The organism is Microbispora sitophila, from assembly GCF_014892245.1.
GTDB classification, from domain to species: domain Bacteria; phylum Actinomycetota; class Actinomycetes; order Streptosporangiales; family Streptosporangiaceae; genus Microbispora; species Microbispora siamensis.
Genome location: NZ_JADBGC010000014.1, coordinates 247,233 through 270,705 on the forward strand (window position 1 = coordinate 247,233; position 23,473 = coordinate 270,705).

The window sequence follows — 23,473 nt, forward strand, 5'->3', positions numbered from 1 at the left end:
CGCTCGCGTCAGGCGCGGGAGCGGCCGACGTAGACGTTCCGGGCCCGGTAATAGGTGCTCGCGCTCGGGCCCGGAGAGCCGGACGAGCCCTCCATCTGAAGGTTGACGATCAGCCACATCGGCTTGCCGACGAAGCCACGGGCGTGGTGGACGGTCTTCCACTGGCCGTCGATGTAGTAGTGGATGTCCACGTCCGTGGCGCTCACCTTGGTGATCCACGCGCGGTAGGTGTGCCAGGAGCCGGGCGACGACACGCCCACGACCGTGCTGTCCACGTCGGACGAGGTGCGGAAGGTGTTGAACCAGTTGCGGCCGTCGCCCTTGAACTCCAGGATGTCGCTCTCCGGCGGCCAGCTGTTGACGCCGGTCAGCCAGAAGGCCGGCCAGGTTCCGCGGGCCGACGGCGCCTGGAAGTCGCCCTTGACCTCCCAGTTGGGGAACTGGTCGTTCACCACGACCTGATCGCGGGCGTGGATGGCGCCGGAGTGGTAGTGGATGGCCGGGTGCGGGTTCGCGGTGCTGGTGCCCTCATCCCAGGTGATCCTGGTGGCGGTCAGCGTCAGCACCCCGCCGGACAGCGAGATGTGGTTGTGGTCGCCGGCCGAGCCGTACATCCGGGCGGAGCCGTTGTGGTCGGACCCCCACGGATACAGGTAATTCCACTCCGACTCCAGGGCGGAGTAGCTGGAGAACGAGCCGGTGTCGACAACCGTTTCCCACGTCGCCGCGTGCGCCGGAGTGGCGGGGATGACGGCCGAGCCCACCACGGCGGCCGCGAGAACACGGAGAGGGGCACGGTGACGTCTCACGCCGGTTGTCCAATCTCGGGCGATGCAGGCATCCGACGAGAGAGTCAGGCAGTGGTCACAGATGAGTCAACGTCCGCGCCCGGGCCCCGAGCGGGACCGCAGGTCATGCGGGAGACGAGCGTGAAAGTTCCAGCCGTGATGTGTGGAGCTATGGGGACTCGAACCCCAGACCCCCTCCATGCCATGGAGGTGCGCTACCAGCTGCGCTATAGCCCCTTGCCACCGCTCCGGGTGCTCCCGGCGCGGCGCTCGGAGAGCATATAGGTATGCTCTTCCGTTTACCTAATCGTCACCGGTCACAGGCGTCTCAGCCGTCGGCGGTGGCGGCGGGGCTGTCGTCGCTGCTGATCGGCTCGGGCAGCGTGCCCGCGTTGTGCTCCAGCAGGCGCCAGCCGCGGCGGCCCTCCTCCAGCACCGACCACGAGCAGTTGCCCAGGCTGCCGAGCGCCGACCACAGCTCCTGCGGCAGCCCGAGCAGACGGCAGATGCCGAGCCGCAGCGCGGCTCCGTGTGAGGCGACGACCAGCAGGCCGTCCTCGTCCAGGCGGGACGCCCAGCGCTCGATCGCTTCGGCGACACGGTCGGCGACGTGCGCCACATCCTCGCCGCCGGGGGCCTCCCACGCCTCGTACTCGACCGGCCAGCCCGCCCTGATCTCGTCGCGGGTCAGGCCCTCCCACTCGCCGCCGCCGCGCTCGCGCAGGTCCTTGTCCACGGCGACGTCGAGGCCGGTGAGCCGGCCGAGGGCCGCGGCGGTGTCGTACGCGCGCCGCAGGTCCGAGGAGACGAGCATGGTCGGCCGCAGCGCCGCGAGCAGAGAGGCCGCCCGGGCCGCCTGCGCGATGCCGGTCTCGTCCAATGCGATGTCGGTGTGTCCCTGGAAACGCTTCTCGACGTTCCACAGCGTCTGCCCGTGCCGCAGGCAGACGAGGCGACGGCTCATCGCGCCGCCCCGATGATGGCGTTCGTCACCGGGCCGCTCCGTGCCCGCGCTGCGCGGCGACCCGCTTGACGCTCTCCGGCAGCTCGATGGACGGGCAGTCCTTCCACAGGCGCTCCAGCGCGTAGAAGTGGCGGTCCTCCTCGTGCTGCACGTGCACCACGATGTCGAGGTAGTCGAGCAGGACCCAGCGGCCCTCCCGTTCGCCCTCACGGCGTACGGGTTTGGCGTCGGCCTCCACGCGCAGGCGCTCCTCGATCTCGTCGACGACCGCGCGGACCTGCCGGTCGTTGGACGCGGAGCAGAGAAGGAAGGCGTCGGTGATGACGAGCTGTTCGCTCACGTCGTAGGCGATGATGTCGTCGGCCAGCTTCTCGGCGGCGGCCTCGGCCGCCACCCGCACGAGCTGGATCGATCTCTCGGATGCTGTCACGATTCGGTTCTGTCCTCCGTTGACGGGCTCTTCCAGGGTGCACATTCCGAGTGCCCCGTACAACCGGCTTTCCCGGGGAGACCCTACCGGCACACCCTGTCGATTCCGGTGTTATGCCCGGGATCAGGAGTTCAACGTCCTTCCGGGCCCATGGATTCCGCAAGCGGAAAGGCGGCGACAGTGGCGCCGACCCGGATCGTTCCCGGCGTACGGGGGGCCGCCGCGCCCTCGTGCAGGTCGACGATCGCGGCGAGGATCCTGCCGCGGACGTCGTGCCACAGCTCGGGCTCGACCCACAGCTCCGCGTCGGCCGTCACCCCCTCCTCGCCCGCGCGCCGGAGCCCGGCCCGCTCGCGCAGCGACCGCGCCAGCGCTTCGGCGAGCAGCGGGAAACCGTCCCGCTGCTCGGTCAGCGGCGTCCCTCCCGCCGCCCGGTAGCGGCGCTCCCGGCCGCCGCGCCGGACCCGTACGTCGGCCAGCTCGGCCAGCCCTGCCTCGTCCAGGCAGCGCAGGTGGTGGCTCGCGAGGGCATGCGAGATGCCCAGCTCGCGGGACAGCTCGGCCGCCGACATGGGCGCGCCCCACATCAGCGAGAGCATGCGCAGCCGCACCGGATGCGCGAGTGCCCTGAGCCTGGGATCCGCCTCCGCCATGGCGGAAAGTAAACACCATCACAACACCCAAGCATTGACTTGGGGGTCGGCTGCCGCGATGATCCCCGGCATGAGAGCCGCCCTCGCCGACCGCAACGCCCGCCGTTACCTGAGCGCCGTCGTGGTCTCCGGTTTCGGCACCATGGCCATGTCCCTGGTCGCGGGCATCTGGGTGAAGTCGCTGACCGGCTCCGACAGCCTCGCCGGCCTCGCCTCCTTCTGCTTCTGGGCGCCGACGGCGGCCGGGCCGGTGCTCGGCGCGGTGACCGACGTCCTCGGCCCCCGGCCCGTGCTCGTCTGGACCAACGTCGTGATGGGCGCGGCGCTCTGCCTGCTCTTCCTGGTCCGCTCCCCCGCGCAGGTCTGGCTGCTGTTCGCGGTGCTCCTGCTCTACGGCGTGAGCTTCGTCGTGCTCGACGCGGCGGAGGCGGCCGTTTTGCCCGCGGCCGTGCCGGAGACGCTGCTGGCCGAGGTCAACGGGCTGCGCATGAGCGCGTCGGAGGGCACCCGTCTCGCCGCGCCCCTGCTGGGCGCCGGGCTGTTCGCCGCCGCGGGCGGCGACGCGGTGGTCGCGCTCGACGCGGCCACCTTCGCGGCCGGCGCCTGGCTGCTCGGCACGCTGCGCCTGCCGGCCGCCTCCGCCCGGCGCGCCCGAGTGACGCGTGGCTGGGTCGCCCGGACGGCGGAGGGGGCGCGCTTCCTGTTCCGCGACCCGCTCCTGCGCCGCCTCGTGCTGTCCGGCGCGGCGCTGATGCTGGTCTCCGGCGTCAACGGAGCAATCGTCTTCGCCGTGGTCGACCACGGCCTGCACCGGGAGCCGGCCTTCACCGGCGTGCTGTCCGCGGTCCAGGGCGGCGGCACGGTCCTCGGCGGCCTGATCGCGGGGCCGTTGCTGCGCCGGGCCGGCGAGGCACGGCTGTCCGCCGCCGGAGGACTCCTCTTCGCCGTCTCGGTGGCCCTGCGTGCGGTCCCCTGGGAGCCCGTCGTGACGGCGGCGAGCCTGCTGTCGGGGCTGGGGCTGCCCTGGGTGCTGGTCGCCGCCTTCACCGCCGTACAGCGGATCGCGCCCCGCGACCTGCTGGCCACGGTGTCCGCGACCGCCAACAGCGTGCTGTTCGTCCCGACCGCTGTGGGGATGGCGCTCGGCGCCGGGCTCCTCGCCCTGACCTCCTACCGTCCGGTGCTGTACGCGGCGGCGATCGCCGGCGCGCTCGCCGTTGCGTGCGGCGTGTGCCCTGGACGCCCGCGGTCAGACGGAGCGCGACGATCACCGGCGGCCACGACGAGCTCCCGGTCGCCTGACGCCGGCCGATAGGACTCCCGAGCCCTGCCGAGCGGACATCAGACACAGACCACGTAGACCTTGCCCCTGGCCTTCCTGGCGATGACCAGCCAGCCATTCGGCGTGTCCTCCTTGCCCGCGGAAGGAACACTCGCGATGATCTCCCGGCCGGTCTCCCCGGTCTCGTCGAAGAGGAATCCTCCGCCCGTCGCGGTCTTCCCGCTGGGGCAGTAGAGGAACTTGTGCCCCCTGCCGGGGAAGTTGAAGTCCGCAGTCAGGACGCTCGGCTTGACCGGGTCGGCCGGTCCCTGCGAGAGGTTCTCGTTCCACGAAAGCTTGCGTTCGCCGGTCCTGCACGTGGTCGTCTCGGCGACGATGCGTACGTCGCCCGATCTGTTCCTGACGCAGGCGTGGATGACGTCGGAGTCCGAGGACGCGGCGGCGATGCCGCCCGCCGCGAAGAGGGACCCGGCGAGCACACCGACGGTCAGAGCAGCGATCGTGCGTCCACTGGAAGACTTGACGGCCATGGAATACACCCTCTCCTGAGAAGCCCGCATTCGCCGCGTTCACCGGCGAGGGCAGTCTGGGACAGGCCTCTTGCGATCGGCTTTCAGGGAGGTTGCGCTTGTCCGCCGCCCGAGTCGCGGCGGACATGGGCGCCGGTCAGTACGCCGGGTCTCGGTAGAGGCCGCGCTTGTTGATGTACTGCACGATGCCGTCGGGGACCAGATACCAGATGGGCTCGCCGGCGGCCACGCGATCGCGGCACTCGGAGGAGGAGATCGCCAGGGCCGGAATCTCGATCAGGCTGACCTTGCCCGCCGGCAGGCCGGGGTCCTGGAGCGTGTGACCGGGCCGGGTGCAGCCGACGAAGTGCGCGATGGTGAACAGCTCGTCGACGTCGCGCCAGCTCAGGATCTGCGCGAGCGCGTCGGCGCCGGTGATGAAGTACAGCTCCACGTCCGGGCCGTACGCCGCGCTGACGTCACGCAGCGTGTCGATCGTGTACGTGGGGCCGGGCCGGTCGATGTCCACGCGGCTGACCGAGAAGCGGGGGTTCGACGCGGTGGCGATCACCGTCATCAGGTAGCGGTCCTCCGAGGAGGACACGTTCTGCTCGGCCTTCTGCCATGGCCGGCCGGTCGGGACGAACACCACCTCGTCCAGGTTGAAGTGGTGGGCCACCTCGCTGGCCGCCACCAGGTGGCCGTGGTGGATCGGGTCGAAGGTCCCGCCCATCACGCCCAGTCGCCGGATCGCCGTCCCGTTACGCATGCAACGGACGATAACGCCCCTACCGGACCACACCGGAAACCGGCCCTCCGGTGACGGACGGGCTCCCCGCGGCGTCCGCGCGCGTCCGGCCCGTGAGACATAGCATGCGGAACATGACCACTCCCGATCGCAATCGCGTGCAGCTGCCCGGCATCAGCTCGCGAGCCTACGAACACCCCGCCGACCGTTCCGCGCTGGTCGCGATGCGTTCGCTCTCCGGATTCGACGCGGTACTCAAGCGCACGTCCGGCCTGTTCAGCGAGCGCAGGCTCCGCCTGATGTTCCTGGCCTCCGCGGTGCGCACGACCGACACCCAGTTCCGCGCCCTGCACGACATGGGCCGCGACAGCGCCTACATCCTCGACCTGCACCGGATCCCCGAGATCTACGTGCAGCAGGACCCGAAGGCGTACGCGATGGCGATCGGTTTCGACGAGCCGTTCATCATCGTCTCGACGGGGCTGCTCGACCTCATGGACGAGGAGGAACTGCGCTTCGTCATCGGCCACGAGACCTCGCACATCCTGTCGGGCCACGCCGTCTACGGCACGATGCTCGCGATCCTGACCCGCCTGGCCACCCGGGTGGCCTGGATCCCGCTCGGCTACATCGGCCTGCGGGTCATCGTCGCCGCCCTGGAGGAATGGCAGCGCAAGGCGGAGATGTCCGCCGACCGCGGCGGCCTGCTCGCCGGACAGGACCCCGACGCCGCGCTGCGTGCGCTCATGAAGCTCGCCGGCGGCTCCCGCCTGCACGAGATGAACATCGAGGCGTTCCTCGACCAGGCCAGGGAGTACGACACCGCGGGCGACGTGCGCGACGGCCTCCTCAAGGTCCTCAACATGCTCGGCACGACCCACCCGTTCGCGGTGACCCGCGTCGCCGAACTCGACCGCTGGCGTCGCGGCGGAGAGTACGACCGGATCATCGCCGGCACCTACCCCCGCCGCGAGGACGACGCCAACGCCAGCATCACCGACGAGATCAAGGCGGCGGCCAACTCCTACCGCGAGTCCTGGGCGCAGTCGCAGGACCCGTTCATCGGCGTGCTGCGCGACGTAGCCGAGGGCGCGGTCAACGCCGGCGAGCGCATCTTCAACCGTTTCGCCCGGCGCGAGAACTGAGCCGCGAGAATCGAGCACCGGGCCGGCCCGGCACGGCCACGACCACTAGAAGAAGAAGGCCACGGCACGGACGGCTGCGGCGCAGAGCGCGACGAAGCCACCCAGAACGGCGAGCGCGCGCAGGCCCTCCCGCCGCAGGCCGGGAATGGCCGCGCCCGCGCGCTCGATCTCCCGGCCGATGATCGCACCGCTGACGACGCCGAACGCGACGCCGGCGATCGTGACGGGCACCGGCTGAGACCACCACTCGGGCTCCAGGCGTGCCCCGGCGCCCACCCACAGCGCCGCGAACGCCGCCGCGGCGGCGGGCAGCCCCGGCCACACGACGGCCGACAGCAGCGAGCCGGCCAGCGTGAGCGGGAACGACAGCGCCCGCAGGCAGGCGCGGGCGCGACCGGGATCGCGGCTGCGCACGAGCCAGTGGCTGGTCCACACGGCCCTGATCACCACCGCGAGGGCCGACGTGATCGCGAAGGTGGCGAGCGGGTAGACCACCGACGCCACCACGCACGGAACGGCGAGCAGCGCGACCAGAACCAGGGCGGCGTTCCCGGTCGGGATGCCGAGCGCCCCTTCCGCCCCCTCCGGCGCGGCGGCGAGGGCCGTGGCCGCCCTCTCCCGCCGGGGGCGTGCGGCGGAGCCGGGGCCGCCACGCCGGGCGGCCCGCTCGGCCGCCTTCGCCGGCTCCCGCACCGTGGTCTCTGCGCCCTTCCTGACCGGCTTCTCCTCCGTCTTGGCGGCCTTCCTTGCCACCGGCTTGGCGTCGGCCGCCACACGCGTCCGGGCCGCCTCCGCGGGCGCACGCGTGGTGGCCTCGGCGACGGACGGCTCACCCGGCGCGCGGGAGGACTCCCCGGCGGCCCGAGCGAGCCGGGACAGGCGATCGGCCAGCAACGCGGCGGTCGGGCGGCGGGCGGGGTCGCGGTGCAGGGCGGCGCGGACAAGCGGCAGCAGGGCGGCGGGCACCCCCACCAGGTCGGCCTTGCCGTTCAGCACCGCGTACATCTGCGACTGGGCGGTCCCCCGGCCGAAGGTCGGCCGTCCGGTGGCGGCGAACGCCACCGTGGCGGCCCAGCCGTGCACGTCCGCGGGCTCCCCCACGGTCTCGTCGGCGAAGACCTCCGGGGCGCAGTAGCCGGGCGTGCCGAGGAACGTCCCGGTCATCGTGACCCGCGTCGCGTCGAGCACCTGCGCGATGCCGAAGTCGATCAGCACCGGCCCGTCCTCGCCCAGCAGGACGTTGGCCGGCTTGACGTCGCGATGCACCACCCCCGCCGCGTGGATGATCGCCAAAGCCGACGCGAGGCCCTGCGCAAGCGCGATGAGCCGGGACTCCGACAGCGGCCCGCGGCGCCGTACGGCGTCGAGGAGGTTCTCCCCCTCGATGTACTCCATGACGAGGTACGGCCGGTCGCCGGACAGGTCGGCGTCGAGCACCTGGGCGACGTACGGGCTCTCGACCCGGCGCAGCGCCCGCACCTCGCGTTCGAGGCGTAATCGGGCGTCGGGGTCGTTCTCGATGGGGTCGCGGAGCATCTTCACCGCGACGCGGTCGCTCCGGCGGCCGACGGCGAGGTACACCTCACCCATGCCACCCCGGCCCAGCCGCTCTAGAAGCGCGTAGGGGCCGACCCGCCCGAGACGTCCAGCCATAGGAGCGCCAACCATAGCGGCCCGGCCGCCCCAATAGGGGGAGGCGCGCCGTTCGGATCGCGTACAAGCCGATGCCAACCGGCCCACAAGCGCGCCCCGGCAGTCTGTTCATCGACACACCGGCCGGACCGCCGGCCGCGCTGACACCGGCGAGACGAAGACAGATGACGATGACTGACTCCTCCGGCGCGATCACCATCGTGGTCGCCGACGATCACCCGCTGTTCGTCGAGGGGATCCGGTACGCCCTGGAGCAGGCGGCCGACCTCTCCGTCGTCGGCACCGCCTGCGACGACCTCGACGCCCTGCGCCTGTGCGTGAGGCTGTCGCCGCAGGTGCTGCTTGCCGACCTGGCGATGCTGGGCGCCCTCGGCTCCCTGCGCCGCCGCTGCCCCGCCGTACGGGTGCTCGCGCTGGGCGCCGACGACGGCGAGGCGGGCTTCCTGGGCGCGCTGCGCGCCGGCGCGTCCGGCTACCTGCTGAAGGGATCGGGGCCCGCGGAGATCGCCGCGGCGGTCCGGTCCGTGGCGCTCGGGCAGGTGGTCTTCGGCGGCGGGCTGGCGCCCCGGCTCCTCGACCGTCTCACCACGCCGCAGGTCCGCAGCCCGTTCCCCGGCCTCACCCAGCGGGAGCACGAGATCCTGGAACGGCTGGCCGACGGCAGGTCCAACGCCGAGATCGCCCGCGAGCTGTGCCTGGCCACCAAGACCGTGCGCAACCACGTGAGCAATGTGCTGACGAAGCTGGCCGCGCCCAGCCGGGTGGACGCGGCCCTGCGGGCCAGGGACGCGGGCCTCGGCTCGCGTCCCGTGTTCGCCCGCGTCTGACGGTCAGACCCGTACGTGACCCTCGCCGGTGTAGATCCACTTGGTGGAGGTGAGCTCCGGCAGCCCCATCGGGCCCCGGGCGTGCAGCTTCTGCGTGGAGATGCCGATCTCCGCCCCGAAGCCGAACTCCCCGCCGTCGGTGAACCGGGTCGAGGCGTTCACCGCGACCGCCGCCGAGTCCACGGTCGCCACGAACCTGCGGGCGGCCTGCTGGGAGCGGGTCACGATGGCGTCGGTGTGGGCGGAGCCGTACGTGCGGATGTGCGCGACCGCGTCGTCCAGCGAGTCGACGACGGCGGCGGCGATGTCGAGCGAGAGGTACTCGGTGGTGAAGTCCTCCTCGGTGGCGGCCACGACGTCGGTGCCGTAGGCCCGCACCCGCTCGTCCCCGTGGACGGTCACGCCCGCGTCCTTCAGCGCCGTCAGCGCCCTGGGGACGAACTCGTCGGCGATGGCGGCGTGCACGAGAAGCGTCTCGGCCGCGTTGCAGACCGAGGGCCGCTGCGCCTTGGCGTTCACCAGGATCTTCAGGGCGGTGTCGATGTCGGCGTCGGCGTCCACGTACACGTGACAGTTGCCCACCCCGGTCTCGATCACCGGCACGGTCGACTCCTCGACCACGCTGTTGATCAGCGAGGCGCCGCCGCGCGGGATCAGCACGTCCACCAGCCCGCGGGCACGCATCAGGTGCTTGACCGACTCGCGGGTCTGGCCCGGCACGAGCTGCACGGCGTCCGCGGGCACCTCGGTCGCCGCCAGCGCCTCCTGCATGACCCGCACCAGCGCCGTGTTGGAGGAGTACGCGCTGGACGACCCACGCAGCAGCACGCCGTTGCCGCTCTTGAGGCACAGCGCGGCCGCGTCCACGGTCACGTTGGGCCGGCCCTCGTAGATGATGCCGATGACGCCGAGGGGCACCCGCACCTGACGCAGCTCCAGGCCGTTGGGCAGCGTGCTGCCGCGCACGACCTCGCCGACCGGGTCGGGCAGGTCGGCCACCTGGCGGACGGCCGCCGCGATCGTGGCGATCCGGCGGGCGTCGAGCCGCAGCCGGTCGATCATCGCCTCGGAGGTGCCGTTCTCCCTGGCCCGCTCCACGTCCACGGCGTTGGCCGCGACGATCTCGTCCGTGGCCGCCTCCAGGGCGTCGGCCACGGCACGCAGCGCCGCGTCCTTCGGCGCGCGCGGCATCGGCGCGAGCACCGTCGCGGCGTCCCTCGCCGCCCGCGCGACCTTGCGAAATTCCTCTGCCTCAGACATTGCCTCGCGCTCCGTCACTTGTGGTGGTGAACAGGCTCCAATATCACGATGTCGTCCCGGTGGATCAGCTCGCGCTCGTACTCCGGGCCGAGTGTGCTGGCCAGCTCCCTGGTGGAGCGGCCGAGCAGGTCGGGGACCTCCCCCGCGTCATAGTTGACCAGACCGCGGGCGACGACGGCGCCCCACGGCGCGCACAGGTCGACCGGGTCGCCCGCGGCGAAGTCGCCCTCGACCTTCACGACTCCGGCGGGCAGCAGCGACTTGCGCCGTTCGACCACGGCCTCGACCGCGCCCGCGTCCAGGTGCAGGCGGCCCCGGCCGGTCGTCGCGTGGGCCAGCCACAGCAGCCGGGTGCCGGGGTGACGGCCCCCCGGATGGAAGCAGGTGCCGATGTCGGCCCCGGCGAGCGCCTGCGCCGCGTGCGCCGCCGCGGTGAGCACGACCGGGACGCCCGCCCCGGTGGCGATGCGGGCCGCCTCCACCTTGGTGATCATGCCGCCGGTGCCGACTCGGCCTGAGGTGCCCAGCTCGACGCCTTCCAGGTCCTCGGGCCCCCGGACCTCGGCGATCCGCTGGGCGCCGTCCCTGCGCGGGTCGCCGTCGTACAACGCGTCGACGTCCGACAGCAGCACCATGCCGTCGGCGTGGGTGAGATGGGCCACCAGCGCCGCGAGCCGGTCGTTGTCGCCGAACCGGATCTCGTCGGTGGCCACCGTGTCGTTCTCGTTGACCACGGGGACGATGCCGAGTTCGAGCAGCCGGGCCAGCGTCCGCTGGGCGTTGCGGTGGTGGGAGCGGCGCATCATGTCGTCGGCCGTCAGCAGCACCTGTCCCACCCGCAGGCCATACCTGGCGAAGGACGAGGTGTAGCGGGCCACCAGCACGCCCTGCCCGACCGAGGCGGCCGCCTGCTGGGTGGCCAGATCCTTCGGCCGGTCGCGCAGCCCTAACGGCCCGAGCCCGGCGGCGATCGCGCCGGACGACACGAGCACGATCTGCGTGCCGGCCGTGCGCCGGGCCGCCAGCACGTCCACCAGCGCGTCCACCCGGTCGACGTCGATCGTGCCCCGGGACGTCGTCAGCGACGACGACCCCACCTTGACCACCAGCCGTGCGGCCTCGCGAATCCGCTCCCTGCCAGTCACGTCATCTCCCCGATCAGCCGAGCCTCGCGTCGGTGCCACGCGGGCCCATGGTCGCCTCCGTGCCCTGCGACGGCTGCCAGTCGAAGACGTAGCCGCCCTCCATCGGACCGATGATCACCTCGGCGCCGGCCGTCGCGCCGGCCTTGATCAGCTCCCCCTCCACGCCGAGCCGTTCGAGCCGGTCGGCCAGGTAGCCGACGGCCTCGTCGTTGGAGAAGTCGGTCTGGCGGATCCACCGCTCGGGCTTCTCGCCGGTCACCTGGAAACGGTTCTCGTCGATCCGGCGTACGGCGAACCCGGTCTCGCCGAGCTGCCTGGGCCGGATGACCAGCCGCGTGGGCTCCTCCACCGGGGCCTGCGCCCGCGCCGCCGCCACCATCTCCGCCATCGCGTACGCCAGGGACCGCAGGCCCTCGTGGCTGGCCGCGGAGATCTCGAAGACGCGCAGGCCGCGCTCCTCCAGCATGGGCGTGACGATGTCGGCCAGGTCCCGGCCGTCGGGGACGTCCACCTTGTTCAGTGCGACCAGTCGCGGCCGGTCCTGCAGCGACCCGTACGCCGCGAGCTCGGCCTCGATCACCTCGTAGTCGGTGACCGGGTCGCGCCCAGGCTCGATCGTCGCGCAGTCGAGCACGTGCACGATCGTCGAGCAGCGCTCGACGTGCCGGAGGAACTCGTGACCGAGCCCCCGGCCCTCGGACGCCCCCGGGATGAGCCCCGGCACGTCGGCGACCGTGAAGACCGTCTCGCCCGCCGTCACCACGCCGAGGTTCGGGATGAGCGTCGTGAACGGATAGTCGGCGATCTTGGGGCGGGCCGCGGAGAGCGCCGCGATCAGGGACGACTTGCCCGCGTTGGGGAACCCGACCAGCGCGACGTCGGCGACGGTCTTGAGTTCGAGCACGATCTCGGCCTCGTCACCCGGCTCGCCGAGCAGCGCGAACCCGGGGGCCTTGCGCTTGGCGTTGGCCAGCGCGGCGTTGCCGAGGCCGCCGAAGCCGCCCTGGGCGGCGACGTACCGGGTGCCGGCGCCGACCAGGTCGACCAGCACCTCGCCGGTCCCGGCGTCCTTCACGACCGTGCCGTTGGGCACCGGCAGGACGACGTCCTCGCCGTTGGCGCCGTCCCTGTTGGAGCCCATGCCCTGCTTGCCGTTGCCCGCCCGGCGGTGCGGCCGGTGGTGGTACTCCAGCAGGGTGGAGGTGTTGGGATCCACCTCCAGGATGACGTCGCCGCCGCGTCCGCCGTTGCCGCCGTCGGGCCCGCCCAGCGGCTTGAACTTCTCCCGGTGGATGGAGGCGCAGCCGTTGCCCCCGTCACCCGCCTTGATGTGCAGGACGACGTGGTCCACGAAGTCGGCCATCAGCCGCTCCCCCTCACTGCTGTATGGAAAAACGAATGAGGCGGACCGAATGCTCGATCCGCCTCATCGCGCTGCTTGTTGGTGTCCGGGGCGGATCTACTCCGCGGCCGGGACGATGCTCACCGCGCGGCGACCGCGCTTGGTGCCGAACTGCACCCGGCCCGTGGCCAGGGCGAACAGCGTGTCGTCGCCACCGCGGCCGACGTTGTCGCCGGGGTGGAAGTGCGTGCCGCGCTGACGGACGATGATCTCGCCGGCGTTCACCAGCTGACCGCCGAAACGCTTCACACCGAGGCGCTGAGCGTTCGAGTCACGGCCGTTCCGGGTGGACGAGGCGCCCTTCTTGTGTGCCATGATTCACTCCCTTTCGGGGGTAAGCGGGGGTCGTCCCCCGGGAAACTACTGTCCGGGGTTGATGCCGGTGACCTTGACCTGGGTGTACCGCTGGCGGTGACCCTGGCGCTTCTTGTATCCGGTCTTGTTCTTGTACTTCAGAATCCGGATCTTCGGCCCCTTGGTCTCGCCGAGGATCTCGGCGGTCACCTGGAACCGGGAAAGCGTGGCGGCGTCGGTGGTGACATCGCCGTCGTTGACGACGAGCACCGCCGGCAGCGACACCGAGGAGCCAACCTCTCCGGCGACCTTGTCCACCTCGAGGACGTCCCCGACGGAGACCTTCTGCTGCCTGCCGCCGCAACGAACGATCGCGTACACCGCGGAACCCTTCTACTGGCTAAATGCTGAGATGCCGCGCCCCGCATCCAGCTGCTGTCGATACACGACCGGCGATCCGGGCAGGCGCGCGAAGCCAGGCACGCCGACACCAGGCGCACCGGTTGACTAGGGTACCGGATATCCGGTACCCAGGTCGAACCGAGCGGACCGCCGGGTGACGAAGTCGTTACTCCGCCGTCTTCCTGCGGGAACGTCGCCGTCCCCGGGAAGACGACGCGGAGCCGTCACCCTCGTCGGGGTTGGTGGGTTCGGCGTCGATGGCGTCGGTGACGCTCTCGCGCACCGAGCCCGACGCCGCGGCGACGGAGCCCTCGCTCGTCGCCAGCTTCTCGGCCACCGCCTTCTCGATGGCCATCTTGCCCTGCGTGCCGCGCGGCTCGGGCTTCGCCTCGACCGGTTCGGTCGACACGATGATCCCGCGCCCGTGGCAGCACTCGCACGGCGTGGAGAACGCCTCCAGCAGGCCCTGGCCGACCCGCTTGCGCGTCATCTGCACCAGACCCAGCGAGGTGACCTCGGCCACCTGGTGCTTGGTCCGGTCCCGCGCCAGGCACTCCAGCAGCCGCCGGAGCACCAGGTCGCGGTTGCTCTCCAAGACCATGTCGATGAAGTCGATCACGATGATGCCGCCGATGTCCCGCAGCCTGAGCTGGCGGACGATCTCCTCGGCCGCCTCCAGGTTGTTGCGGGTGACGGTCTCCTCGAGGTTGCCGCCCTGCCCGGTGAACTTGCCGGTGTTGACGTCGACGACAGTCATCGCCTCGGTCCGGTCGATCACCAGGGAGCCGCCGGACGGCAGCCACACCTTGCGCTCCATCGCCTTGGCGATCTGCTCGTCGATGCGGTAGGCGGAAAACGCGTCGGTCTCCTCCTCCCACTTCGACAGCCGCTCGGCCAGGTGCGGGGCGACATAGCGGACGTACTCATCCACCGTCGTCCACGCCTCGTCGCCCTCGACGACCAGGGAGCTGAAGTCCTCGTTGAAGACGTCGCGGACCACCCGGATGGTCAGGTCGGGCTCGCCGGACAGCAGTTCCGGCGGGCTGGCCGACTTGGCCTTGCGCTGGATGTTCTCCCACTGGGCCGACAACCGGGCGACGTCGCGGCTGAGCTCCTCCTCCGAGGCGCCCTCCGCGGCGGTGCGCACGATGACGCCCGCGTTCTCCGGCATGACCTTGCGGAGGATCTGCTTGAGCCGGGCCCGCTCCTTGTCGGGCAGCTTGCGGCTGATCCCGGTCATCGAGCCGTCCGGCACGTAGACCAGGTAGCGGCCGGGGAGGCTGATCTGCGAGGTCAGCCTGGCGCCCTTGTGACCGATCGGGTCCTTGGTGACCTGGACGAGCACCGACTGCCCGGACTTCAGCGCCGCCTCGATCCGCTTGGGCTGACCCTCCAGCCCCGCGGTGTCGAAGTTCACCTCGCCGGCGTACAGCACGGCGTTGCGGCCCTTGCCGATGTCCACGAACGCCGCCTCCATCGAGGGCAGCACGTTCTGGACCTTGCCGAGGTAGACGTTGCCGACGTACGACTGGCTGGACTCCCGGTCGACGTAGTGCTCGACGAGGATGCCGTCCTCGAGCACCGCGATCTGGGTGCGGCCGCCCTGGCGGCGCACGACCATGATCCGCTCGACCGACTCGCGCCGGGCCAGGAACTCCGACTCGGTGATGATCGGGGGACGGCGGCGGCCCAGCTCACGGCCCTCACGGCGGCGCTGCTTCTTGGCCTCCAGCCGGGTCGATCCCCGTACGCCCTGGACCTCGTCCACGGAGGTGGACCTGGTGGCGCGGGGCGCCCGGATGCGGACGACGGTGTTCGGCGGGTCGTCGGGGGCCAGTTCGGCCTCCTCGGTGCCACGGCGACGGCGGCGACGACGGCGCCTGGTGCCGGCCTGTCCCTCGGAGTCGTCCTCCGCCTGCTCGCGGTCGTCCTCCTCCGCCGACGCGGCGTGCGGCTCCTCGCCCTCGCTCTCCTGCTCCTCGCCGTCCTCGCCGTCCCTGGCACGGGTACCGCGTCCGCGTCCGCCCCTGCGGCGGCGCCGCCTGCGGGTGCCGCCCTCGGCCTCGGACTCGTCCTCGCCGGACTCGGCCGTCTCCTCCGGCTCCTCCGCCTCCTCGTCCTCGGCCGCCACCGGCTCGGCCGCGGGCGACGCCGGCCTCTGCGCGGGCACAGCGAACGGGTCGGGGGCCTGGAAGAGCGGCTGGAACAGCGCCGACGGCGCCTGGAAGGTCACCGAGGGCACGGACGGCTGCCGCACGGACAGACCGAAGGGGTCGGCCACCACGTCCGGCCGCCCGCCGTCCTCCTCGGTGTCGACGTCTTCCAAGTCGACGTCCTCGATGTCGAGCGGCTCGTCGTCCAGCGGCTCCTCGTCGGGGAGGTTGAGCCGCAGCGCGGCGGCGACCTCCGCCTCGGCGGCGCTCATCACCCTGGATCGTTCCGGCTCCGGCTCCTCGGCGCGGACGCGGCGGCGGCGCTTCGGAGCGGCGGGCTCCTCGGCCTGAACGGCCTGCGCCGTCTTCTCCGCCTGCTCCGGGGACGGTTCGGTCTCGTCGGTCCTCTTGCGGGTCCGGCGACGCCTGGTGGGCGCGGCCGGCTCGTCGTCCGCGACCGGCGCCGTCTCCGCCACAGCCGTCCCCGCCGCGGCCGTCACCGTCTCCGCCGGCGGAGTCTCGGCAACCGGCTCCTCGGCGGCGGGGGCCTCGGCGGTCGGGACCTCGGCGGTCTTGGTACGGCGGCGGGTGACCCGCTTGGGCCGTTCCTTCGCGACCGGCTCCTCCTGCGCGGGGGTCTCGGCGGGCTCTGCAGGCTTCGGCACAGTACTCTCGGCTGCCTTCGGCAGGGTGCTTTCGGCTGTGCTCTCTGCGGCCACGGTGCTCTTGGCCGCCTTCGGCTTGTTGGCCGCGGCCACCGTGGTCACCGGCGGCGGCAGGTCGTCCGGCTCGGGCGGAGGCCCGGCCGGGCGGCTCGCCGACCGGCGGCGCGGGGTCGTGGACACGCCGGACGGACCGGAGGAAACCACGTCTCCCCCGGCCTGGCCGCGTTCTTCTCTTGTCGTGTCACCGTCAAGGCTCATAGCCCCGTCAGTGGGCTCGTTGTCGAGCATGCGGGCGCTCTCCCGTCAGCCTCCGGGCACGTTTCCGCGCCGCGCGGAGGCTCTCGTCTCTCGCGGTCCGCCGGGCTTCCTGTCGGCGCCTCGGCGGCAAGTCTTATAGGTCTCCGCCTGCCCGGTCGAAGGCGAACGGGTCGGCGGGCTCACCGGTCATCGCGTCGAGCGGCCCCTGCGCCAGCCTGGTCACCGCTGCGGGTGACGGCGGCGCGAAGCCTGCCACGAGACGCAAACCCATGAGCACGTCGTCGGGCCGGACGGCAGGTGTTTCGTGCCGAACAACCATACGAAGTATGACACACGGTTGAACGGTCTCCTGACCTGCCGTAATTCCCGGCCCTTCCACGACGGCCAGCGAACGCACCGCCTGGCGGGCGTCGAACCGCCGCATTCCCTTCTTGGTCAGGCGCTCGACCTCCACCAGGCCGGCCGAGAGGAACTCCTTCACCGCCCGCTCGGCCTCGCCCGGATCGGCCCCGGGGAGCCGCAGCTCCCACATCGAGCCCTCCAGCCGGTCGGCCAGGTTCCCGTCCCGCGCCTCCACCACGTCGAGCACGTCCAGCCCGGGCGGCAGCGAGGCGTCGAGGTCGTCGCGAACCCGCCGCGGGTCGCACGGCCGGTTCACCCCGATCTCGAGATACTCGGCCTCGCTCGCCACTCCGGTGGGGGCGGCGCCGGCGTAGGAGATCTTCGGGTGGGGGCTGAAGCCGGCGCTGTAGGCCACCGGAATACCCGCTCGCCGCACCGCCCTTTCGACGGCGCGGGAGATGTCGCGGTGGCTGGTGAAACGCAGGCGGCCCCGCTTGGCGTAGCGCACGCGCAGGCGCTGCACCGTGGGTTCGGGCGCGGGCCCGTCGGGAACGGGTTTCAGAGTTCCGTCGTCCTTCCGGTGTCGGTCGATCGTCTTTCAGAATAAGCCGTGAGCGTCAGATCACGGTGAGTGGCAGCAGTTTCCTGCCCGTCGGGCCGATCTGGATCTCCGTGCCCATCGTGGGGCAGACACCGCAGTCGTAGCAGGGCGTCCAGCGGCAGTCCTCGACCTCGACCGTGTTGAGCGCGTCCTGCCAGTCCTGCCACAGCCACTCGCGGTCGAGGCCGGCGTCGAGGTGGTCCCAGGGAAGCACCTCGTGCTCGTCCCGCTCACGCGTCGTGTACCAGTCCACGTCGACCGGCTCGTCGGCGAGGGCGCGCTCGGCCGCGGCCATCCACCGTTCGAACGAGAAGTGCTCGCTCCAGCCGTCGAACCGGCCGCCGTCCTCCCAGACGGCCCGGATGACCCTGCCCACCCGGCGGTCGCCCCGCGACAGCAGCCCCTCCACGATCGACGGCTTGCCGTCGTGGTAGCGGTAGCCGATGGCCCTGCCGTACTCCTTGTCGGAGCGCAGGTCGTCGCGCAGCGCGCGCAGCCGGCGGTCCACCGTCTCGTGGTCGCACTGGGCGGCCCACTGGAACGGGGTGTGCGGCTTGGGTACGAACCCGCCGATGGAGACCGTGCAGCGGATGTCGCGCGAACCCGTCGCCTCGCGGCCCGCCTTGATGACCTTCTTGGCCAGGTCGGCGATGCCGAGGACGTCCTCGTCCTCCTCGGTCGGGAGCCCGCACATGAAGTAGAGCTTCACCTGCCGCCAGCCGTTGGAGTAGGCGGTGGTGACCGTACGGATCAGGTCCTCCTCGGTGACCATCTTGTTGATCACCTTGCGCATCCGCTCGGAGCCGCCCTCGGGCGCGAACGTGAGCCCGGAACGGCGGCCGTTCCTGGACAGCTCGTTCGCCAGGTCGATGTTGAACGCGTCGACCCGGGTGGACGGCAGGGACAGGCCGACCTGGCTGCCCTCGTAGCGGTCGGCGAGACCCCTGGTGACGTCGGCGATCTCGGAGTGGTCCGCGCTGGACAGCGACAGCAGTCCGACCTCGCTGAAGCCGGACTCCCTGATCCCCGCCTCGACCATGTCGCCGATCGTGGTGATCGACCGCTCCCGGACCGGACGGGTGATCATCCCCGCCTGGCAGAAGCGGCAGCCCCGGGTGCAGCCCCGGAAGATCTCGACGCTGAACCGCTCGTGCACGGTCTCGGCGAGCGGGACCAGCGGCTTCTTCGGGTACGGCCACTCGTCGAGGTCCATGACCGTGTGCTTGAACACGCGCGTCGGCACGCCGTCGCGGTTGGGGACGACGCGCATGATGCGGCCGTCCGGGTGGTACTCGACGTCATAGAACTTCGGGACGTACACCCCGCCGGTGGAGGCGAGGCGCATCAGCAGCTCGTCGCGGCCGCCGGGCGAGCCCTCGGCCTTCCATTCGCGCAGCACCTCGGAGATCGCGATGGCGATCTGCTCGCCGTCGCCGAGCACGGCGGCGTCGAGGAAGTCGGCGATGGGCTCCGGGTTGAACGCGGCGTGGCCGCCCGCCAGCACGATCGGGTCCTCGTCGGTGCGGTCCGCCGACTCCAGCGGGATCCCCGCCAGGTCGAGCGCGGTGAGGAGGTTCGTGTAGCCGAGCTCGGTCGCGAACGACACCCCGAGGACGTCGAACGCGCGAACCGGCCGGTGCCCGTCCACGGTGAACTGCGGGACGCCCTCGGACCGCATGAGCGCCTCGAGGTCGGGCCACACCGCGTAGGTGCGCTCCGCCAGCGTCTCGGGCAGCTCGTTGAGGATCTCGTAGAGGATCTGCACCCCCTGGTTGGGCAGGCCGACCTCGTAGGCGTCCGGGTACATCAGGGCCCACCGGACGGTCGCCTCGTCCCAGTCCTTGACCGTCGAGTTCAGCTCGCCCCCGACGTACTGGATCGGCTTCTGCACCTTGGGCAGCAGCGGCTCCAGGCGGGGAAACAACGACTCGACAGACATGCATCCAGGGTATCGGCTCCCGGGAGTGGCCCCTGCGGATCTTCCGTCCTCAGAAGGGGTGCCAGATCCGGTCGTCGCCCGCGCGCAGCGAGGCCAGGCGGTGGCGCAGTTCGGCGTGCGCCGCGTCGTCCCGGTGCCCGATGCGCAGCACGGCCGTCAGCGTCTGCAGCTCCCTGATGTCGCGCAGCACCGGATAGCCCGGCCAGTCCCTGATGTCGCACCCGTACGCGTGGGCGAAGCCGTCCCGCTGCGCGTCGGACAGGCCGAACCTGGCGCCCTGCAGAGTGGGCACCAGATCGATCTCGCGCGGCCCGGCGCTGGCCGAGTCCCAGTCGCACAGCAGGATCCGGTCGGCGGTGCGGATCAGGTTGCCCCGGTGCGCGTCCCCGTGGACCAGCCCGTACGGCAGGGCGAACTCGACCCGCTCGTAATACGCCTCCTCCAGCGCCGCGCACCGGCCCAGCAGCCACTCCCGCTCCTCGCCGTCCAGCACGAGACTGGCCCGTACGGCCCGCCGCACGCGGCCGAAAGGATCGTAGGTCGGCAGCGCGAACGGGACCGGCGGCAGGGAGTGCAGCCACCGCAGCAGCAGGCCGAGCGGGACGGGGTCTCCGTCGTCCGCGCCGTGCTCGTAGTGCCAGAAGGTCGCCAGGCAGCCCTCGACGGCCAGTGGCTGACGCACGTCGAGCGGCAGCGTGACGGGGAAGCCCTGCTCGTGCAGCCAGCGGGTGACCTTGAGCGAGGTGACCAGGCGGTCGTACTTGCCCGGGGTGCCGGCCTCCGCGAGGCGGACGACGACCCCCTCCCCGGGCAGGTGGTACACCGTGTTGGCGAAACTGCGCAGCAACCGGGCGCCGTCGGCGCTGAGCCCCGCCTGGCGGCACGCCTCCGCGAGCGCGGGCGGGGTGCCTGCGACGGTGGAGACGGTCATCGCAGACCCCCCTCACTGCGCGGCGCCTCGGACGGGGCCCCCGGCAGTGCCTCGGACAGTGCCTCGGGCAGCGCCTGGGCGGCCGACTGGGGCAGGCCGGTCGCGCAGAACGACTCCAGCCGCTCGGCGAGCGAGCCGCGCACCATGGGCCGGGTGGACTGGAGCGTCTCGGCGAGGCTGTCGATCCTGCGCTCGGGCGGCAGGGCCAGCAGCGGGGTCAGGGCCTGCTCGGCCCCGCCGGGGTCGTCCTCCATCAGGTGCGCGACCGCGAGGTGGGCTCCGGCCATCGCCTCGCAGCCGTACGACCTGTTCTGCCGGTCCTCCCGCTCGTACAGGTCGAGCGCGGTGCGTGCCTGCTCGATCGCCCGGGCGGGCTGGCCGAGGTGCAGGTGCGTGACCGCCGTGTAGTAGGCGTGCTTGGCGGGCCGGAAGGCGAACTCCCCGGCGAACCCGTCGTGCAGTTCGTCCCCGGCTCCCGCCTCCCGCGCGTCCGCCGCCTTGAGCAGGTCGTCCTCGGCCTCGCGGGTCCAGCCGAGCATCGCGCCCGCCCGCGCGCGCAGCATGTGCAGCCGCGCGCCGCCCTGGCCACGCGGCAACTGGGTGAGGCCGTCCTCGGCGTAGCCCGCCGCGTCCTCGTAGCGCCGGTCCCACAGCGCGACCGACGCCTGCATGCCGCGGGCCCAGCCCATGAGTGACCGGTGGCCGGCGATCCTGCCGTACGTCCACGCCGCGCGGGCGAGGGTGTCGGCGGGCACCCGGCGGCCCATGTCCATGCTCGCGTTGGCCATCAGGCCGCACAGCGCCCCCGCCAGGAAGTAGAGCTCACCTGCCTGGGCCGGGTGGACGCGCCGCTCCAGCGCCCGGCGGGTCTGCTCCTGCAGCGCCCGCATCTCCACGAACAGCGGCAGCGGCGCCTCCCAGACGTACCTCCGGGACAGCCAGATCACCTGCGTGCGCAGCCGTTCCAGCGTGCTGTCGCCGACCTCGCTCGTCTCGACCCGCTCGGCGTGCTCGCTCGCCTCCTGCGCGGCGGCGCTGATCAGGTCGGGCGCGGCGGGGCGCCGCCACGCGCCGGGACGGCGCATCTCCGTCGGCGTGTAGTCCCGGGCGAAGCCGAGCTGCACCGGGCCCGTCTCGAACAGGCGGCACAGCAGGTCGGTGTAGTCGCGGTCTGGCCGCGCCCCGGCCTCCCACTCCCGCCAGGACCGCTCGCTCAGCCCCCTGCGCTTGATCTGCTCGCGGTCGCACATCGCGTGGAAGCGCTCGATCGCCTCCTCGACCGTCCACCCGTACGCAAGGCGCAGGCACTTGAAACGGGTCAGCTGCGGGCAGCACAGATGGATCTCGTCGGCGATCTGGTGGAAGACCGCCGTCGTCGGCGGCTCCCCGAGAGCGGCGAGGGTGCGCTCGCGGATGCCGCCGGCGATCTGGATGGCGGACCGGTCCCCGCCGCGTGAGGGTGTCGTCATCGGCTCTCCCAGTGGTGACACCCGCACGCTAACGCCGTACATGTCACGAACCGGTCACCTCGCGCACTGCGAGTCGCTCTCCTTCAGGCGGAGAGGAACGACCGTCCCGCCGCGGCGCAACTGGGCCGTGAAGAGCTGACCGCAGAGGCTGGCCGGCGTCTCGGCGAACCACACCGTCGGCGGGTCGCCCGCGGCCGCGGCGGCCCACCGCCCGCCGCCGTACACGATCCGGTAGTCGGGGAAGGCCGTGCGCAGCAGGTCAAGGGCGCGCTCGCGCTCCCGCACCTCGTCGTCCGGAGTCACCGTTCCTCCGTAATGGTTCGTTCAACCCCCGAACCTGTTCTGTTCCCATGATGTTCGCGGGGTGGTGCGGACGCCAGTGAGAGCGAGGGTCCGCCACCCTGCGGACGGCTCTCATGCGGGCGTCACACGTCAAACGGGCCGCGACCTGAGGTGGATCGCCTGCAGAATGGCCACCGCCGTCATGTTCGCGAACGTCGCCGTTCCGCCGTAGGAGACGAACGGCAGCGGCACACCGGTGATCGGCATGATGCCGATGGTCATGCCGACGTTGACGAGCGTCTGGAAGGCCAGCCACGCGACGATGCCGCCGGAGACGAGCGCGCTGAACCGGTCGCCGCACATCCGGGCGATCCGCGCGCCGCGCAGCAGCACCACGCCGAGCAGGGCCACCACGGTGACCGTCCCGACGAAGCCGAGCTCCTCGCCGGCGACGGTGAAGATGAAGTCGGTGTGCTGCTCGGGCACGAAGCGTCCGGTGGTCTGGCCGCCGTGGAACAGGCCCTTGCCGAACACCTCGCCCGACCCGATCGCCACCAGCGCCTGCGTGCTGTTGTAGCCCACGCCGCGCGGGTCGCTCGACGGGTCGATGAGCGCGGTGAACCGCGCCACCTGGTAGGGCTTGAGCAGCCCCAGCGACCACACCGCCGCCGCCGCGAGCGCCGCGAGCAGCACCCCGGCCACCACCCAGCGCTTGCGTATCCCGGAGAAGACGATGATCGCGCCGGTCGTCGCCATCAGCACCATCGTGGTGCCGAGGTCGGGCTGCAACATGACCAGCGCCGCCGCGACGCCCACCACCGCGAGGGACAGCGCGAGACCGGAGGCCCTCGGCCGGTCCTTGGTCTTCCCCTTCTCCGACGTCGGGGTCAGCAACCGCGCCAGCATCACCACCAGCGCCGGCTTCATGAACTCGGCCGGCTGCAGGGCGAAGCCCCCGCCCAGCAGGATCCACGAGTGGTGGCCGTTGATCGTCGATCCCATCGGGCTGATGACCAGGATCAGCCCGATGACGGCGATGCCGTACAGGACCGGCGCGTACGTACGCAGCCAGCGGTAGTCGGTCACCGCGACCGCGCTGTAGAGGGCCAGGCCGATGAGCAGGTTGAGCACGTGCTTCTTGGCCATGCCCGTCGGCTCGATCGACGACCACGTCCGGGTGGCCGACCACACCAGCAGCGTGCCGACCGCGCTGAGCGCGACCACCGCGCCGAACAGCACCCAGTCCATCCGCCAGACGACCGATCCCCGGCCGACGACGCGGCTCGCGAACGACCTCCGCCGTACTCCGATGGCATCAGTCATGGCAGGCC

22 protein-coding genes and 1 tRNA gene are annotated in these 23,473 nt (G+C 71.8%); 3 read left to right on the plus strand and 20 right to left on the minus strand.

The genetic code is table 11. From position 1 onward, the window contains the following. Positions 1-8: 8 nt before the first annotated feature. From IL992_RS26090 to IL992_RS26110, 5 genes are all read right to left on the minus strand, one after another. Complete coding sequence (locus IL992_RS26090; protein ID WP_319018826.1) at positions 9-809, minus strand: glycoside hydrolase family 16 protein; 801 nt, start codon at positions 807-809, stop codon at positions 9-11. 143 nt (positions 810-952) lie between these two features. Then, a tRNA-Ala gene (locus tag IL992_RS26095) sits at positions 953-1,025 on the minus strand. Between the two features lie 91 nt (positions 1,026-1,116). Then, positions 1,117-1,752 carry a histidine phosphatase family protein gene (locus tag IL992_RS26100; RefSeq protein ID WP_193205995.1) on the minus strand — a complete coding sequence of 212 codons (636 nt, stop codon included), beginning with the start codon at positions 1,750-1,752 and terminating at the stop codon, positions 1,117-1,119. A gap of 25 nt (positions 1,753-1,777) precedes the next feature. Beyond that, complete coding sequence (gene rsfS / locus IL992_RS26105) at positions 1,778-2,182, minus strand: ribosome silencing factor (protein ID WP_079321005.1); 405 nt, start codon at positions 2,180-2,182, stop codon at positions 1,778-1,780. A gap of 131 nt (positions 2,183-2,313) precedes the next feature. After that, positions 2,314-2,835, minus strand: a complete 522-nt coding sequence (locus IL992_RS26110; protein WP_193205996.1) for a winged helix-turn-helix domain-containing protein — start codon at positions 2,833-2,835, stop codon at positions 2,314-2,316. Positions 2,836-2,905: 70 nt separating this feature from the next. Between IL992_RS26110 and IL992_RS26115 the strand changes: the two genes are divergently transcribed. Further along, a complete protein-coding gene (locus IL992_RS26115) occupies positions 2,906-4,150 on the plus strand; it encodes an MFS transporter (protein ID WP_226873776.1) in 1,245 nt (414 codons plus the stop codon). Between the two features lie 26 nt (positions 4,151-4,176). On the opposite strand, the gene IL992_RS26120 is transcribed toward IL992_RS26115, so the two are convergent. Then, positions 4,177-4,647 (minus strand): hypothetical protein, encoded by a 471-nt coding sequence (locus IL992_RS26120; protein ID WP_193205998.1) that lies wholly within the window; start codon positions 4,645-4,647, stop codon positions 4,177-4,179. Between the two features lie 136 nt (positions 4,648-4,783). Then, positions 4,784-5,395, minus strand: coding sequence for a nicotinate-nucleotide adenylyltransferase (gene nadD, locus IL992_RS26125; RefSeq protein WP_193205999.1), 612 nt, complete (start codon positions 5,393-5,395; stop codon positions 4,784-4,786). Between the two features lie 113 nt (positions 5,396-5,508). Between nadD and IL992_RS26130 the strand changes: the two genes are divergently transcribed. Next, positions 5,509-6,519 carry a M48 family metallopeptidase gene (locus IL992_RS26130; RefSeq protein ID WP_404804786.1) on the plus strand — a complete coding sequence of 337 codons (1,011 nt, stop codon included), beginning with the start codon at positions 5,509-5,511 and terminating at the stop codon, positions 6,517-6,519. A 45-nt stretch (positions 6,520-6,564) separates the two neighbouring features. Here IL992_RS26130 and IL992_RS26135 read toward each other — a convergent pair whose 3' ends face one another. Continuing rightward, positions 6,565-8,109 (minus strand): serine/threonine-protein kinase, encoded by a 1,545-nt coding sequence (locus IL992_RS26135; RefSeq protein WP_404804787.1) that lies wholly within the window; start codon positions 8,107-8,109, stop codon positions 6,565-6,567. A 227-nt stretch (positions 8,110-8,336) separates the two neighbouring features. Between IL992_RS26135 and IL992_RS26140 the strand changes: the two genes are divergently transcribed. Beyond that, a complete protein-coding gene (locus tag IL992_RS26140; protein ID WP_193206002.1) occupies positions 8,337-8,999 on the plus strand; it encodes a LuxR C-terminal-related transcriptional regulator in 663 nt (220 codons plus the stop codon). A gap of 3 nt (positions 9,000-9,002) precedes the next feature. Here the strand turns inward: IL992_RS26140 and IL992_RS26145 are convergent, their stop codons facing one another. The 12 genes from IL992_RS26145 to rodA all read right to left on the minus strand — a co-directional run bounded on the left by IL992_RS26145 (position 9,003) and on the right by rodA (position 23,465). Then, a complete protein-coding gene (locus tag IL992_RS26145) occupies positions 9,003-10,259 on the minus strand; it encodes a glutamate-5-semialdehyde dehydrogenase (RefSeq protein WP_193206003.1) in 1,257 nt (418 codons plus the stop codon). Positions 10,260-10,273: 14 nt separating this feature from the next. Continuing rightward, positions 10,274-11,404, minus strand: coding sequence for a glutamate 5-kinase (gene proB, locus IL992_RS26150; RefSeq protein WP_319018828.1), 1,131 nt, complete (start codon positions 11,402-11,404; stop codon positions 10,274-10,276). Between the two features lie 13 nt (positions 11,405-11,417). After that, a complete protein-coding gene (gene obgE / locus IL992_RS26155; RefSeq protein ID WP_193206004.1) occupies positions 11,418-12,767 on the minus strand; it encodes a GTPase ObgE in 1,350 nt (449 codons plus the stop codon). Between the two features lie 96 nt (positions 12,768-12,863). Beyond that, on the minus strand, positions 12,864-13,121 hold the full coding sequence (rpmA, locus tag IL992_RS26160) for a 50S ribosomal protein L27 (protein WP_030505847.1): 258 nt from the start codon (positions 13,119-13,121) through the stop codon (positions 12,864-12,866). Positions 13,122-13,166: 45 nt separating this feature from the next. Next, the gene (gene rplU, locus IL992_RS26165; RefSeq protein WP_030505848.1) at positions 13,167-13,481 is read right to left on the minus strand and encodes a 50S ribosomal protein L21; all 315 of its coding nucleotides are present in this window, start codon (positions 13,479-13,481) and stop codon (positions 13,167-13,169) included. 187 nt (positions 13,482-13,668) lie between these two features. After that, positions 13,669-16,608, minus strand: a complete 2,940-nt coding sequence (locus IL992_RS26170; protein ID WP_193206005.1) for an Rne/Rng family ribonuclease — start codon at positions 16,606-16,608, stop codon at positions 13,669-13,671. Between the two features lie 103 nt (positions 16,609-16,711). Next, positions 16,712-17,443, minus strand: a complete 732-nt coding sequence (locus IL992_RS26175) for a TIGR03936 family radical SAM-associated protein (protein WP_193206006.1) — start codon at positions 17,441-17,443, stop codon at positions 16,712-16,714. A 94-nt stretch (positions 17,444-17,537) separates the two neighbouring features. Then, positions 17,538-19,460 carry a TIGR03960 family B12-binding radical SAM protein gene (locus IL992_RS26180; protein ID WP_193206007.1) on the minus strand — a complete coding sequence of 641 codons (1,923 nt, stop codon included), beginning with the start codon at positions 19,458-19,460 and terminating at the stop codon, positions 17,538-17,540. Between the two features lie 49 nt (positions 19,461-19,509). After that, entirely contained in the window at positions 19,510-20,391 is an 882-nt protein-coding gene (locus tag IL992_RS26185) for a phosphotransferase family protein (RefSeq protein WP_193206008.1), read from the minus strand. Beyond that, positions 20,388-21,860, minus strand: coding sequence for a tetratricopeptide repeat protein (locus IL992_RS26190; protein WP_193206009.1), 1,473 nt, complete (start codon positions 21,858-21,860; stop codon positions 20,388-20,390). Before IL992_RS26190 ends, IL992_RS26185 begins: the two co-directional genes overlap by 4 nt. Positions 21,861-21,914: 54 nt before the next feature. Beyond that, positions 21,915-22,163, minus strand: coding sequence for a hypothetical protein (locus IL992_RS26195; RefSeq protein ID WP_193206010.1), 249 nt, complete (start codon positions 22,161-22,163; stop codon positions 21,915-21,917). A 129-nt stretch (positions 22,164-22,292) separates the two neighbouring features. After that, positions 22,293-23,465, minus strand: a complete 1,173-nt coding sequence (rodA, locus tag IL992_RS26200) for a rod shape-determining protein RodA (protein WP_193206011.1) — start codon at positions 23,463-23,465, stop codon at positions 22,293-22,295. Between the last annotated feature and the right edge of the window lie 8 nt (positions 23,466-23,473).

Bases quoted from the DNA above. Each gene is read 5' to 3' on its own strand.
- IL992_RS26190 (WP_193206009.1), bottom strand. From the start codon at position 21,860: ATGACGACACCCTCACGCGGCGGGGACCGGTCCGCCATCCAGATCGCC.
- IL992_RS26130 (WP_404804786.1), top strand. From the start codon at position 5,509: ATGACCACTCCCGATCGCAATCGCGTGCAGCTGCCCGGCATCAGCTCG.
- rodA (WP_193206011.1), bottom strand. From the start codon at position 23,465: ATGACTGATGCCATCGGAGTACGGCGGAGGTCGTTCGCGAGCCGCGTC.
- IL992_RS26110 (WP_193205996.1), bottom strand. From the start codon at position 2,835: ATGGCGGAGGCGGATCCCAGGCTCAGGGCACTCGCGCATCCGGTGCGG.
- IL992_RS26185 (WP_193206008.1), bottom strand. From the start codon at position 20,391: ATGACCGTCTCCACCGTCGCAGGCACCCCGCCCGCGCTCGCGGAGGCG.
- IL992_RS26100 (WP_193205995.1), bottom strand. From the start codon at position 1,752: ATGAGCCGTCGCCTCGTCTGCCTGCGGCACGGGCAGACGCTGTGGAAC.
- rpmA (WP_030505847.1), bottom strand. From the start codon at position 13,121: ATGGCACACAAGAAGGGCGCCTCGTCCACCCGGAACGGCCGTGACTCG.
- IL992_RS26120 (WP_193205998.1), bottom strand. From the start codon at position 4,647: ATGGCCGTCAAGTCTTCCAGTGGACGCACGATCGCTGCTCTGACCGTC.
- IL992_RS26180 (WP_193206007.1), bottom strand. From the start codon at position 19,460: ATGTCTGTCGAGTCGTTGTTTCCCCGCCTGGAGCCGCTGCTGCCCAAG.
- nadD (WP_193205999.1), bottom strand. From the start codon at position 5,395: ATGCGTAACGGGACGGCGATCCGGCGACTGGGCGTGATGGGCGGGACC.
- IL992_RS26145 (WP_193206003.1), bottom strand. From the start codon at position 10,259: ATGTCTGAGGCAGAGGAATTTCGCAAGGTCGCGCGGGCGGCGAGGGAC.
- obgE (WP_193206004.1), bottom strand. From the start codon at position 12,767: ATGGCCGACTTCGTGGACCACGTCGTCCTGCACATCAAGGCGGGTGAC.
- IL992_RS26115 (WP_226873776.1), top strand. From the start codon at position 2,906: ATGAGAGCCGCCCTCGCCGACCGCAACGCCCGCCGTTACCTGAGCGCC.
- IL992_RS26135 (WP_404804787.1), bottom strand. From the start codon at position 8,109: ATGGGTGAGGTGTACCTCGCCGTCGGCCGCCGGAGCGACCGCGTCGCG.
- IL992_RS26170 (WP_193206005.1), bottom strand. From the start codon at position 16,608: ATGCTCGACAACGAGCCCACTGACGGGGCTATGAGCCTTGACGGTGAC.
- IL992_RS26140 (WP_193206002.1), top strand. From the start codon at position 8,337: ATGACGATGACTGACTCCTCCGGCGCGATCACCATCGTGGTCGCCGAC.